The 12,560-nt window shown below is 72.6% G+C and carries 12 protein-coding genes; 7 read left to right on the top strand and 5 right to left on the bottom strand.

What is annotated here, in order from left to right:
* On the top strand, nt 1–513 hold a 513-nt coding region (locus H5J33_RS10085), incomplete at its 5' end, for an ABC transporter ATP-binding protein (protein ID WP_181794547.1).
* On the top strand, nt 514–1,461 hold the full coding sequence (locus H5J33_RS10080; protein ID WP_181794546.1) for a dihydrodipicolinate synthase family protein: 948 nt from the start codon (nt 514–516) through the stop codon (nt 1,459–1,461).
* A gap of 245 nt (nt 1,462–1,706) precedes the next feature.
* On the opposite strand, the gene H5J33_RS10075 is transcribed toward H5J33_RS10080, so the two are convergent.
* The 4 genes from H5J33_RS10075 to leuA all read right to left on the bottom strand — a co-directional run bounded on the left by H5J33_RS10075 (nt 1,707) and on the right by leuA (nt 6,579).
* A complete protein-coding gene (locus H5J33_RS10075) occupies nt 1,707–2,654 on the bottom strand; it encodes an RNA polymerase sigma-70 factor (protein ID WP_181794545.1) in 948 nt (315 codons plus the stop codon).
* 84 nt (nt 2,655–2,738) lie between these two features.
* Entirely contained in the window at nt 2,739–3,938 is a 1,200-nt protein-coding gene (locus H5J33_RS10070) for an exo-alpha-sialidase (protein WP_181794544.1), read from the bottom strand.
* A 50-nt stretch (nt 3,939–3,988) separates the two neighbouring features.
* Nucleotides 3,989–4,684 (bottom strand): TerB family tellurite resistance protein, encoded by a 696-nt coding sequence (locus H5J33_RS10065; protein WP_181794543.1) that lies wholly within the window; start codon nt 4,682–4,684, stop codon nt 3,989–3,991.
* Nucleotides 4,685–4,857: 173 nt separating this feature from the next.
* On the bottom strand, nt 4,858–6,579 hold the full coding sequence (gene leuA, locus H5J33_RS10060) for a 2-isopropylmalate synthase (RefSeq protein WP_181794542.1): 1,722 nt from the start codon (nt 6,577–6,579) through the stop codon (nt 4,858–4,860).
* A 341-nt stretch (nt 6,580–6,920) separates the two neighbouring features.
* Here leuA and H5J33_RS10055 point away from each other — a divergent pair, with 341 nt between their 5' ends.
* From H5J33_RS10055 to H5J33_RS10045, 3 genes are read left to right on the top strand one after another with little or no spacing between them, the layout of a single operon-like run.
* Entirely contained in the window at nt 6,921–7,991 is a 1,071-nt protein-coding gene (locus H5J33_RS10055) for a M4 family metallopeptidase (RefSeq protein ID WP_181794541.1), read from the top strand.
* Between the two features lie 21 nt (nt 7,992–8,012).
* Complete coding sequence (locus tag H5J33_RS10050) at nt 8,013–8,279, top strand: protealysin inhibitor emfourin (RefSeq protein ID WP_181794540.1); 267 nt, start codon at nt 8,013–8,015, stop codon at nt 8,277–8,279.
* A 44-nt stretch (nt 8,280–8,323) separates the two neighbouring features.
* On the top strand, nt 8,324–9,640 hold the full coding sequence (locus H5J33_RS10045; protein ID WP_258564987.1) for a GH1 family beta-glucosidase: 1,317 nt from the start codon (nt 8,324–8,326) through the stop codon (nt 9,638–9,640).
* A gap of 4 nt (nt 9,641–9,644) precedes the next feature.
* On the opposite strand, the gene era is transcribed toward H5J33_RS10045, so the two are convergent.
* Nucleotides 9,645–10,598: a GTPase Era gene (era, locus tag H5J33_RS10040; protein ID WP_181794538.1), complete on the bottom strand. Its 954-nt coding sequence runs from the start codon at nt 10,596–10,598 to the stop codon at nt 9,645–9,647.
* Between the two features lie 174 nt (nt 10,599–10,772).
* Between era and H5J33_RS10035 the strand changes: the two genes are divergently transcribed.
* Both H5J33_RS10035 and H5J33_RS10030 read left to right on the top strand, forming a co-directional pair.
* On the top strand, nt 10,773–12,083 hold the full coding sequence (locus H5J33_RS10035; protein ID WP_181794537.1) for an ammonium transporter: 1,311 nt from the start codon (nt 10,773–10,775) through the stop codon (nt 12,081–12,083).
* Nucleotides 12,080–12,418 carry a P-II family nitrogen regulator gene (locus H5J33_RS10030; RefSeq protein ID WP_181794536.1) on the top strand — a complete coding sequence of 113 codons (339 nt, stop codon included), beginning with the start codon at nt 12,080–12,082 and terminating at the stop codon, nt 12,416–12,418. Before H5J33_RS10035 ends, H5J33_RS10030 begins: the two co-directional genes overlap by 4 nt.
* The last annotated feature ends 142 nt before the right edge of the window (nt 12,419–12,560 follow it).

Here is a 12,560-nt window from a genome sequence, read left to right as displayed (position 1 = left end):
ATCGCCCGCGCGCTCGCCCTGGACCCGGCGCTGGTGGTAGCCGACGAGCCGACCAGCGCCCTGGACGTCTCGGTCCGCGCGCAGATCCTGAACCTGCTGCTGGACCTGAAGGAACGCCTGGGCCTCGCCCTGGTGTTCGTCTCGCACGACATCCAGACGGTACGGCGCATGAGCGACCGGGTGATCACGATGTACCTGGGCCGGATCGTGGAGGAGACCCCGGCCGCCCGGGTCACCGACGCGGCCCGGCACCCGTACACCCGGGCCCTGTTCTCGGCCACGCCGGGCCTGCTGGACCCCATCGACCCGATCCCGCTGACCGGGCCGGTGCCCTCGGCGACCCGCCCGCCGAGCGGCTGCCCGTTCCGCACCCGGTGCTGGAAGGCCGACGAGCTGTGCGCCCGGGTGATGCCGGACTTCTCGGCCGCGTCACACCCCGCGCACCGCTACCGGTGTCACCATCCTGTGGAGGAGGACACGTCGACCAGAGACCTAGCGCGCCAGGAGCCCTGAATGACCCTTCCCGCCCCGCTCACCGGTGTCGTCCCGCCCGTCTGCACGCCCCTGACACCGGAACGCGAGGTGGATGTACCGTCCCTGCTGCGCCTGGTGGACTTCCTGGTGGAGGCGGGGGTGCACGGGCTGTTCCTGCTGGGCTCGACCTCGGAGGCGGCGTTCCTGACGGACGCGCAGCGCCGGCGGGTGGTGGAGGCCGTGACCGGGCACCTGGGCGGGCAGCTGCCGGTCCTCGCCGGCGCGATCGACATGACCACCCCGCGCGTCCTGGAGCACGTCGCGGCGGTCACCGGGGCCGGTGCGCAGGCGGTCGTCGTCACCGCCCCGTTCTACGCCCGCACCCATCCCGCGGAGATCGTCCGCCACTACCGCCGGACCGCCGCCGCCAGCCCCGTCCCGGTGATCGCCTACGACATTCCGGTGGCCGTGCACACCAAGCTGCCCGCGGACCTGGTGCTGGGGCTCGCCGGGGACGGCGTCCTGGCCGGGATCAAGGACTCCAGCGGTGACCTGGCGGCCTTCCGGGAGCTGGTCACGGGCTCCCGCGCGCACCCGGGGTTCGGGGTGCTGACCGGCTCGGAGCAGATCACCGACGCGGCGCTGGAGCTGGGCGCGGACGGGGCGGTGCCGGGCCTGGCCAACGTCGACCCGCACGGCTACGTCCGGCTGTACCGGCACTGCCGGGCGGCGGACCGGGAGGGCGCGCGGGCCGAACAGGAGCGGCTGTGCGCCCTGTTCGGGATGGTCGGAGTGGGCGATCCGGCGCGGATGGGCGGCAGTTCGGCGGCGCTGGGCGCGTTCAAGGCGGCCCTGCACCTGCGCGGTGTCATCGACTGCCCGGTGACCGCCGAGCCGCAGGTCCCGCTGTCCGGGGAGGAGGTCGAGCGGGTCGGCAAGTTCCTCGCGGCGGCGGGCCTGCTGGGCCAGGACACGAACCGGCACTGACACGTGCACGGTGCCGCCGGGGCTCGGTGCACGACGGAACGGCCCCGCGCCGGACGCGGAACGCCCCCGCCGGACACCGGCGTCCACCCGAAGGGCACGGCACCCGGCAGACGCCCGACGCGCAACGGCCCCGGCACACACCCGGCGCAGGGACACCCCCGCCGGACACCGGCACCCGCCGAAGGTCGCGATGCGCGGCGGGCGCCCGGCGTGCCGGAGTCACCGTGCGCGCCCGCGTGCGGTGCTCAGCGCGTTCCCCGGCGTGTCTCACGCAGCGCGTGGTGCACGGCCCAGGCGTCCGCCACCGGGCCCAGGTGGCCGAGCTTGTCGGGGTTGACCACGATGCGGATGGCCTGGATCCGCCCCTCGAGGACGTCGAGCGCCACGGCGTTGAGCACCCGGCCCTCCGGGTCCCGGAAGACCGCGCCGGGCTGCCCGTTGACCTGGTGCGGCTCGCAGGTGACCCCGATCCCGGCGAGCCGGGGGAAGACGGCGGCGAGCAGCCGGGCCACGTTCTCCGCACCCAGGACGCTCCGGGCCAGCTGGGGCGCCTTGCCGCCGCCGTCGCCGGCCATCGACACATTGGCGGCGAGCAGGTCCCGCAGCCCGGTGACATCACCCTCGCGCAGGGCGTCGAAGAAGCGGGAGGCAAGTTCCTCCCGCTCGGTGCGGTCCGCCGCGAAGCGGGGCCGGCCCTCGCTCATGTGGCGCCGGGCACGCACCAGGAGCTGGCGGCAGGCCGGCTCCGAGCGGTCGACGGCCCGGGCGATCTCGGGGAAGCCGAAGTCGAACACCTCCCGCAGCACGAAGACCGCGCGCTCCGGCGGGCTGAGCCGCTCCAGGAGCAGCAGGGCGGCCATCGACACCGAGTCGGCCAGCTCCGCCGACCGCTCCGGGTCCTGGTAGGGGTCGGCGAGCAGCGGCTCGGGGAACCAGGGGCCGACGTAGGCCTCCCGGCGGACCCGGGCCGAGCGCAGTACGTCGATGGACAGCCGGGTCACCGTGGCCGACAGGAACGCCTTGGCCGACCGGGGCCGGACCGGTGAGGCGGTGTAGCGCAGCCAGGTCTCCTGGACGGCGTCCTCGGCCTCGCCGACGCTGCCGAGGATCCGGTAGGCGATGGAGAACAGCAGGGGCCGCAGCTCCTCGAACTCCTCGGCTCTGCTCGTGCTCGTGCTCGTACTGGTGCTCATGCCGGACGCCCCCGTCGTAGTCGATCAGCGCACCACATCATCCCCTCCCGGGTGGCCGGAAGGCACCCGTCCGCCCCGTGGCCTTCAGGGCAGCGGGACGCGGCGGAACTCCAGGGTCTCGTAGGGGCTGTCGGTGCCGGTCTCGTAGAGGACGCCGATGTGGTGGGGGCCGAGCTGGACGAGGTCGGAGTAGGCGCAGCGGCGGTCGGTGAGGGTGAGCAGCGGGAGGAAGGTGCGGCCGGCGTCCGGGCCGGCCCACAGGGCGAGGGCGCGGCGGGCGGTGGGCACGGAGGGCGCGGAGAACAGCAGGGGCGCGCCCGGGGTGTCGGGCTGCAGGACGCTGCCCTGGACGACGGGGACGGTGTTCAGGGCGGGCTGGACGGCGTAGGGGCGGTCCAGGGTCTGACCGCCGTCGCTGGAGTAGCCGTCGAGCCGGTTGCCGGGCGCGGTGCCGTTCTGGTCGCGGGCGGAGAGGTAGACGCGGCCGTCGGGGAGCTGGGCGGCGCTGGTCTCGTTGGCGTTGGTCACGCCGTCGTAGTCCGCGTCCACGAAGCCGAGGTGCCAGGTGTGGCCGGTGTCGTCGCTGTAGAGGGCGTGGCCGCCGTAGTACTTGGCCTCCTGGCCGGTGTCGGGGGAGCCGGCGGGCGGGGCCGCGGAGTGGTCGGCGGGGATCAGCAGCCGGCCGGCATGGGGGCCGTGGGTGAGGGCGAGGGCGTGGCCGGGGCCGGTGGCGTACCAGCGCCAGTCCGGGCGCTTGACCGCGGCGGTGATGTCCCGGGGGGCGGTGAAGTGCCGGCCGTCGTCCGCGCTGCGCTGGACGTAGACCCGGCGGCCCCGCTCGGGGGCGACCTCGCCGCGCATGATCTGCGCCTCGGTCGCGCTGCCGCTGTTGCCGCAGGTCACCAGGACGATGATGCCGGTGCGCGGGTCGACGACGGGGGCCGGGTTGCCCCGGGTGTCGCCGTGGCCGGCGGCGACCACCGTCAGCGGGCCCCAGGTGCAGCCGCCGTCGGCGGAGCGGCGCAGCACGACGTCGATGTCCCCGCTGTCCTGGGCGCCGCCGCGGCGGCCCTCGGCGAAGGCGAGGAGGGTGCCGGACCGGGTCCGCACCACGGCGGGGATGCGGTAGACGGCGTAGCCGCCCTGTCCGGAGACGTACGGCACGGAGGAGTCGCAGGCGCCGGACGCCGCGTGCGCGGGCTGCCGGGTGGTGAGCACGGTGAGGGCGCCGAGCGCGGTGAGGAGGGCGAGGACGGTCGCGAGGGAGCGGCTGCGCGGGGTCACGCCCTGATGCTGCCCGCGACGGCGGCGCCGTCCTTACTCCGACAGGGTGATCAGGAGGGGGTGCGGGCGGCGGCCAGCAGCCGGCCCACGTCGTCGGCGCGGATGGTGAGGGCCGCGCCGACGGTGGCGAGGGCGTCGCGTTCGGCGGGGGTGTAGGGGCCGTCGGCGAGGGCGATGTGGGCGCCCTGGAGGAGCAGCGCCTCGCGGCCGGCCGGGGCGAGGTGCGGGGCGAGCGGGTCCAGGGCCTCGTGCAGCTCTATGGTCAGCCCGGCGCCGGAGGGCTGTTCGAAGTAGCGGCCGGTGTCGGCGGCGAGGGCGTCGACCAGCGCGGCGAGCTGTTCCTCGGTGCAGTCGGCGAAGCCGGCCGCGCGGACCGTGGCGGCGGCCGTCTCCAGGGCCGTGCGGGAGGAGGTGCCGCCCGCGGCGAGGACCGCGAGGGCGACGGTGTGCACGGCGTCGCGGAGCATCGCGGAGAAGCGGCGGGTGGTGGGGTGGCCCAGGACGTCGGTGCCGAAGTGGTGCCGGCAGGCGGCGCACTCCACGACCGGTCCGGTCTCGCCGCGCGGCAGCAGGGGCACGCCGAACAGGGTGAGCCTGCGGCGGCCGGTGAGCCGCTGGTAGTTGCGGTCGCCGCCGCAGCCGGGACAGAAGAACTCTCCGTCGCCGACGGGCGTCCACGCGGTGCGGGTGCCCATGATGCGCAGGGCCCCGGTGGCACGGCCGTCTCGTCCCCGTACTGGCAGCACGTCGCACCTCCGTAACCGCGCGGCAACATCGCCGCGCTGGCGTGATGTTAGCCACATCTCGGAGGCGGAGTCAGTACCCCGTAGGAGACCTTTCCGTGACCTGGGGGCGCGTTGGCCGGAAAGCGGCACCCCGCCGGCCGTGCGCGGCGGGCGGGGTGCGGGCGGGGAGACCGTCAGCGGGTGGCGCGGTTGACCGCGGAGACGACCGCCTTCAGCGAGGCGCGGGTGGTGTTCGCGTCGATGCCGATCCCCCACAGGACCTTGCCGTCGATGGCGCATTCGATGTAGGAGGCGGCCTGCGCGGAGGCGCCCTCGCTCATCGTGTGCTCCTGGTAGTCCAGCAGGCGTACGTCGATGCCCAGGGTGTGCAGGGCGTCGAAGAAGGCCGAGATCGGACCGTTGCCGGAGCCGGTCAGGACGGTGTCCCGGCCGTCGACGGTGGCCTCGACGGTGAGGGTGTCCACGCCGTCGGTGTCCGTGGTGGACTGGCCGGTCCGCACCTGGATGCGGCCCCAGGGGTTGTCCGGGTTGGGCAGGTACTCGTCCTGGAAGACGGCCCAGATGTCCTTCGGCGTGATCTCGCCGCCCTCGGCGTCGGTCTTCGCCTGGATGATCCTGGAGAACTCGATCTGCATCCGGCGCGGCAGGTCCAGCTTGTGGTCGTTCTTCAGGACGTAGGCGATGCCGCCCTTGCCGGACTGGGAGTTGACCCGGATGACGGCCTCGTAGGAGCGGCCGACGTCCTTGGGGTCGATGGGCAGGTAGGGCACCGCCCACTCGATGTCGTCGACGGTGACGCCCTTGGCCCTCGCCTCGGCCTCCATGGCGTCGAAGCCCTTCTTGATGGCGTCCTGGTGGGAGCCGGAGAAGGACGTGTAGACCAGGTCGCCCACGTACGGGTGGCGCGGGTGGACCTCCATCTGGTTGCAGTACTCCCACGTACGGCGGATCTCGTCGATGTCGGAGAAGTCGATCTGCGGGTCGACGCCCTGGGAGAACAGGTTCATGCCCAGGGTGACCAGGTCGACGTTGCCGGTGCGCTCGCCCTGGCCGAACAGGCAGCCCTCGACGCGGTCGGCGCCGGCCATCAGGGCCAGCTCGGCGGCGGCCACGGCCGTGCCGCGGTCGTTGTGCGGGTGCACGGACAGGCAGACGTACTCGCGGCGGGTCAGGTTGCGGTGCATCCACTCGAAGCGGTCCGCGTGCGTGGACGGGGTGGAACGCTCCACGGTGGCGGGCAGGTTGAGGATGATCTCGCGGTCCGGGCCGGGCTGCCAGACGTCCATGACCGCCTCGCAGACCTCCAGGGCGAAGTCCAGCTCGGTGTCGGTGAAGATCTCCGGCGAGTACTGGTAGCCGAACTCGGTCTCGGGGCCCAGCAGCTTCTCGGCGTACTCCATCACCAGGCGGGTGCCGTCGACGGCGATCTGCTTGATGTCGTCCTTGGAGCCGCGGAAGACGACCCGGCGGAAGACCGGCGCGGTGGCGTTGTACAGGTGGACGGTGGCGCGCTTGGCGCCCTTGAGGGATTCCACCGTGCGCTCGATCAGGTCCTCGCGGGCCTGGGTGAGCACCGAGATCGTGACGTCGTCCGGGATCGCGCCCTCTTCCTCGATGATCGAGCGCACGAAGTCGAAGTCGGTCTGGCCGGAGGCGGGGAAGCCGACCTCGATCTCCTTGTAGCCCATCTTCACCAGCTGGTCGAACATCCGGCGCTTGCGCTCGGGCGACATCGGGTCGATCAGCGACTGGTTGCCGTCGCGCAGGTCGGTGGAGAGCCAGCGGGGCGCGGCGGTGATCCGCTTCTCGGGCCAGGTGCGGTCCGGGATGCCGACCTGCTCGTAGCGGCCGTACTTGTGGATCGGCATGGGGCTGGGCTGCTGGCGGTTGGCCATGATGCGTGGGCTCCTCGGGGTGTCCCGGTTATCCGGACGGACGGCCGACGACGCAACGCCGAGCTCCGCGGGGAGGGAGTCGGCCTCGACTACAGACCCTCGCCGCGGCAGCTAAGAAGAAGCAGCCAGGAACGCATGATGCTCCGCAGCCTAGCCGAGCCGTTCCGGGCGCGCGGGCCTGTCCCAGTATGCGGGACCCCACGGCAAACCGGGACAAAGAGTGCGCTATACCACATCGCCGTAGCACAACGTCACGCAGCGTGGCCAGCGTTGTCCGGGTATTTCACCAATCATGGTGACAGGTAGTGACAGTGAGGTCACACAATGCGATGGTGCCAGGTATGACCAGCAAAGGGGGCTTCGAGCCCGTCTTCTGCACGATCGTGCCGCCGCACGTCCTCGACAAGCTCGCCCGGCACGACGACCCCGCCCTGTCCGGACCGGCCCGCCGGTCCCTGGAGCACGACGCCTACCAGCGCACCAAGCGCCGCCTGACCACGGTGATCGGCGCCGCCGCCGTCGCCCCGCCCGAGGGCGCCGCCGCCGACCGGCCGCACCGCACCGTCTACGACGCCGAGCACACCCAGGACCTGCCCGGCACCAAGGTCCGCGAGGAGGGCTCCGAGCCCGGCTCCGACGCCTCCGTCAACCGGGCCTACGCGGGCCTCGGCGCCACCTTCGACCTGTATCTGAAGGTGTACGGCCGGCACTCCATCGACGGCAACGGCCTGCCGCTGGACGCCACCGTGCACTTCGGCGAGGGCTACGACAACGCCTTCTGGAACGGCGAGCAGATGGTCTTCGGCGACGGGGACAACGAGGTCTTCCTCGACTTCACCATCCCGGTCGACGTCATCGGCCACGAGCTGACCCACGGCGTCACCCAGCACACCGCCAACCTCGACTACCACGGCCAGTCCGGCGCGCTCAACGAGTCGGTCTCCGATGTCTTCGGCTCGCTGATCAAGCAGTACACCCTCGGCCAGACCGCCGCCGAGGCCGACTGGCTGATCGGCGCCGGGCTGCTCGCGCCGCGCGTCACCGGCAAGGCCCTGCGCTCGATGAAGGCCCCGGGCACGGCGTACGACGACGACGTCCTCGGCAAGGACCCGCAGCCGGCGCGGATGGAGGACTACGTCCGCACCAGCCGCGACAACGGCGGTGTGCACATCAACTCCGGCATCCCCAACCACGCCTTCTACCTGACCGCCACCGCCCTCGGCGGCCACTCCTGGGAGAAGGCCGGGCAGATCTGGTACGACGTGCTGACCGGCGGCGACCTCAAGGAGGACGCCCAGTTCACCGACTTCGCCACGCTGACGGTGAAGGCGGCCCGGGAACGGTACGGCGCCGGGGACGAACTGCGGGCCGTGCAGAAGGCCTGGGAACAGGTGGGGGTGCGCACGCTGTAGTTCCGTACTAGACACGTACCCATGCGTATTCGAGTACGGCGTACAGGTGGTTTCGCGGGCATCGAGCGCGAGGCCGAGGTGGACATCTCCGGCCGGCCCGACGCCGAGGAGTGGCAGGCCCTGGCCGGGCGCGTCCTCGCGTCCGGCCGGAGCGTGCCCTCCGTGGGCATTCCGGACGGCTTCAGCTACGAGATCACGGTCGGCGGCCGCACGGTGTACACGGCCGATCCCCGGCTCACGGACGACCAGAGGGAGCTGGTCACACGGGTACTGAAGGAAGGCGCCTGACGAGGCGTTGACTTCCGTCGCCGGGGGTGCGGATGATCCGGCCCATGGCGACTGACGCAGGCACCGAGATACCCCGCTTCCCGGCCGGCTTCCTGTGGGGCGTGTCGACCTCGGCCCACCAGATCGAGGGCGCGGCCGCACTGCGGGAGCCGTCCGTCTGGGACGTGTTCACGGCCGGGCCGGGGCGGGTGCGGGACGGCTCGACGGCGGCGGTGGCCTGCGACCACTACCACCGCTACACCGAGGACGTGGCCCTGCTCGCGGACCTCGGCGTGGACGCGTACCGCTTCTCCGTCTCCTGGCCCCGGGTGAACTCCCCCGGCGGCCTGGACTTCTACGACCGGCTGGTGGACGAGCTGTGCGCGGCGGGCGTACGGCCCGTGCCCACCCTCTTCCACTGGGACCTGCCCGCCGCGCTGGACTGGCTGGACCGGGACACGGCGTACCGGTTCGCCGACTACGTGTCGGTGGTGGCGGACCGGCTCGGTGACCGGGTGGCCACCTGGATCACCCTCAACGAACCGGCGGAACACACCCTGCTGGGCCACGCGATCGGCGCCCACGCCCCCGGCCGGCGGCTGCTGTTCGACGCCCTGCCCGTCGCCCACCACCAGCTCCTCGCCCACGGCCTCGCCCTGCGGGCGCTGCGGGCGGCCGGCGCGGCGGACATCGGCATCGCCAACTCCCACGGCCCGGTGTGGCCCGCGTCCGACGACCCGGCCGACATCGCGGCGGCGGACCTCTACGACGCCCTGCTCAACCGGCTGTTCGCCGAGCCGGTGCTGCTGGGCGCGTACCCGGAGGGCATGGCGGAGCTGATGGGCGAGAACGCGGCGGAGGACCTCGAGGTCATCGCCGGACCCGTCGACTGGTACGGCGTCAACTACTACGCGCCGTCGCGGGTCGGTGCCCCCGGGGACGGCAACGGCGAGTACGGCGGCCTGGCACTCCCCGCCGAACTGCCCTTCTCGGTCCGGGAGATCGAGGGCCGCCCGGTGACCGACTTCGGCTGGCCGGTGGTCCCCGAGGGCCTGACCGAACTCCTCACCGGCCTTCGCGACCGCTACGGCGACCGGCTCCCGCCCGTGCTCGTCACCGAGAACGGCTGCTCCTACGAAGGCGTCGACGACCAGGACCGCATCGCCTACCTGGACGCCCACATCCGCGCCGTCCACACCGCCCGCGCCGCCGGTGCCGACGTCCGCGGCTACTTCGTGTGGTCCCTCATGGACAACTTCGAGTGGGCCGAGGGCTACACCCGCCGCTTCGGCCTGGTGCACGTGGACTACACGACGCTGGAGCGCACCCCGAAGGCGTCGTACCACTGGTACCGCGAGGTGCTGCGGGCCCAGCGCGGGTGAGGCCTCAGAAGCCCAGCCTGCGCAGCTGCTTGGGGTCGCGCTGCCAGTCCTTGGCCACCTTGACGTGCAGGTCGAGGAAGACCGGCGTGCCCAGCAGCGCCTCGATGTGCTTGCGGGACTTGATGCCGACCTCCTTCAGGCGCTTGCCCTTGGGGCCGATGATGATGCCCTTCTGGCTGGGGCGCTCGATGTAGACGTTGGCGTGGATGTCGAGGAGGGGACGGTCGGCGGGGCGGTCCTCGCGCGGGAGCATCTCCTCCACGACCACCGCGATGGAGTGCGGCAGTTCGTCGCGCACGCCTTCCAGCGCGGCCTCGCGGATCAGCTCGGCCACCATCACCTGCTCGGGCTCGTCCGTCAGATCGCCCTCGGGGTAGAGCGCCGGCCCCTCGGGGAGCAGCGGGATCAGCAGGTCGGCCAGCAGGTCCACCTGCTTGGCGCCGACCGCCGACACCGGCACGATCTCCGCCCACTCGATGCCCAGCTCCTTGCCCAGCTGGTCGATGGCGATCAGCTGCTCGGCGAGGGCCTTGGAGTCGACCAGGTCGGTCTTGGTGACGATGGCGACCTTCGGCGTCTTCTTGATGCCGGCCAGTTCCTTGGCGATGAACCGGTCACCGGGGCCGATCTTCTGGTCCGCCGGCAGGCAGAAGCCGATCACGTCGACCTCGGCCCAGGTCGTGCGGACCACGTCGTTCAGCCGCTCGCCGAGCAGGGTGCGCGGCTTGTGCAGCCCGGGGGTGTCGACCAGGATCAGCTGGGCGTCCGGCCGGTGCACGATGCCCCGCACCGTGTGCCGGGTGGTCTGCGGGCGGTTGGAGGTGATCGCCACCTTCTGCCCGACCAGAGCGTTCGTCAGGGTGGACTTGCCCGCGTTGGGGCGGCCCACGAAGCAGGCGAAGCCGGCGCGGTGGACGGACTCGGCCGGCTGCTCGGAAGTCTGGGTACGAACGCTCATGCCGCCCATTGTCCCTGATCCACGAAGCCGCGCCGTACCACCGCCGCCCGCGGCCCCCGCCGGTGAGCTTCCGGGAGCCCCACAGCGACGAAACGTCACGGAAACACACCCGTACGCGACCGGAAACGCACACCGGTGACCCTCTGACGCAGCCCCCACCCGTTGGAGACGCCCGTGACCCTCGCCGCACCCCACGCCGACACCGGCGACACCGCCTGGCTGCTCGCCGCGACCGCCCTCGTCCTGCTGATGACCCCGGGCCTGGCCCTGTTCTACGGCGGCATGGTCCGCACGAAGAGCGTCCTCAACATGCTGATGATGAGCTTCGTGTCGATCGCCCTGGTCACGGTGGTCTGGCTGGCGGCCGGCTACTCGCTCGCCTTCGGCGACGACCTTGGCGGCGGCCTGCTCGGCGGCCTGGAGCACGCCGGGATGCGCGGCCTCGGCCCGGACAGCGTCCACGGCACGGTCCCCACCGTGCTGTTCGCCGCCTTCCAGCTCACCTTCGCGATCATCACGGCCGCGCTGATCAGCGGCGCGGTCGCGGACCGCACGAAATTCCCGGCCTGGCTGGTCTTCGTCCCGGTGTGGACCCTGCTGGTATACGTTCCGGTCACCCACTGGGTGTGGGGCCCGGGCGGCTGGATCGCGAACCGGCTCGGCGCCCTCGACTTCGCCGGGGGACTGCCCGTCGAGATCACCTCCGGTGCCTCCGGTCTCGCCCTGTGCCTGGTCCTCGGGCCCCGGCTGGGCTTCAAGAAGGAGGCCATGCGCCCGCACAACCTGCCCATGGTGGTCCTGGGCGCCGGTCTGCTGTGGTTCGGCTGGTTCGGTTTCAACGCCGGTTCCGCGCTCGGCGCGAACGGCCTCGCCGCCGCCGCGTTCCTCAACACGCTCGCCGCCGGCTGCACCGGCCTGCTGGGCTGGCTCTTCGTGGAGCAGCGGCGCGACGGCCACCCGACCACCCTGGGCGCGGCCTCCGGCGCGGTGGCCGGCCTGGTCGCGATCACCCCGTCCTGCGGCACGGTCTCCCTGCTCGGCGCCCTGGTCGTGGGCCTGGCCGCCGGTGTCGTCTGCTCCTACGCGGTGAGCTGGAAGTTCAAGCTGGGCTACGACGACTCCCTGGACGTGGTCGGCGTCCACCTGGTCGGCGGGATCATCGGCACCGTGCTGATCGGCCTGTTCGCCGAGAAGGCGATGACCGGCGGCGCGGAGGGCCTGTTCCACGGCGGCGGGCTCGCCCCGCTCGGCCGGCAGCTGCTGGCGGTGGCGGCCGTGGCGGCGTACGCGTTCTCGGTGACGTACGCCGTGGGCAGGCTGCTCGACAAGGTGCTGGGCTTCCGGGCGAGCGAGGAGCAGGAGTACACCGGTCTGGACCTTACGGTGCACGCCGAGACCGCATACGATCACGGCGTCCTGGGCCACGGCGCCCCGGTCTCCCACTCCGCCCCGCTCACCGCCCAGAAGGTCAAGACCCAGGCATGAAGCTCATCACCGCGATCGTCAAGCCGTACCGTCTGGACGAGGTCAAGGCCGCCCTGAGCGAGCTGGGGGTGCACGGGCTGACCGTGACCGAGGCCAGCGGCTACGGCCGGCAGCACGGGCACACCGAGGTGTACCGGGGGGCCGAGTACCGGGTCGACCTGGTGCCGAAGGCGCGGATCGAGGTGGTCGTGGAGGACGCGGTCGCCGAGGACGTGATCGACGCGGTGGTCGGGGCCGCCCGGACCGGGAAGATCGGCGACGGAAAGGTCTGGGCCGTCCCCGTCGAGACGGTCGTCCGGGTACGGACCGGCGAGCGCGGCCCCGACGCCCTCTGACCGGCGGCACCCCGGCCGGCGCCCCGGCGGCGGACACCGGACGGCTCGTCCTGGCGCGGACGGCTGTCAGGGGATGAAAGCCCTGATGCGGGCCGCCCCGGGGACGGGCCCGGGGCGGTCGCGGGGCGGGTCAGGGGGCGGG

Source organism: Streptomyces sp. WELS2 (assembly GCF_013870595.1).
In the GTDB taxonomy this organism is placed as follows: Bacteria; Actinomycetota; Actinomycetes; order Streptomycetales; family Streptomycetaceae; genus Streptomyces.
Note: the sequence above shows the minus strand (reverse complement) of the source record. Positions and strands in the feature narration are given on the sequence as shown.

Bases quoted from the DNA above. Each gene is read 5' to 3' on its own strand.
- H5J33_RS10055 (WP_181794541.1), top strand. From the start codon at position 6,921: ATGACCAGCAAAGGGGGCTTCGAGCCCGTCTTCTGCACGATCGTGCCG.
- leuA (WP_181794542.1), bottom strand. From the start codon at position 6,579: ATGGCCAACCGCCAGCAGCCCAGCCCCATGCCGATCCACAAGTACGGC.
- H5J33_RS10075 (WP_181794545.1), bottom strand. From the start codon at position 2,654: ATGAGCACCAGTACGAGCACGAGCACGAGCAGAGCCGAGGAGTTCGAG.
- H5J33_RS10030 (WP_181794536.1), top strand. From the start codon at position 12,080: ATGAAGCTCATCACCGCGATCGTCAAGCCGTACCGTCTGGACGAGGTC.
- H5J33_RS10045 (WP_258564987.1), top strand. From the start codon at position 8,324: ATGGCGACTGACGCAGGCACCGAGATACCCCGCTTCCCGGCCGGCTTC.
- H5J33_RS10080 (WP_181794546.1), top strand. From the start codon at position 514: ATGACCCTTCCCGCCCCGCTCACCGGTGTCGTCCCGCCCGTCTGCACG.
- H5J33_RS10050 (WP_181794540.1), top strand. From the start codon at position 8,013: ATGCGTATTCGAGTACGGCGTACAGGTGGTTTCGCGGGCATCGAGCGC.
- era (WP_181794538.1), bottom strand. From the start codon at position 10,598: ATGAGCGTTCGTACCCAGACTTCCGAGCAGCCGGCCGAGTCCGTCCAC.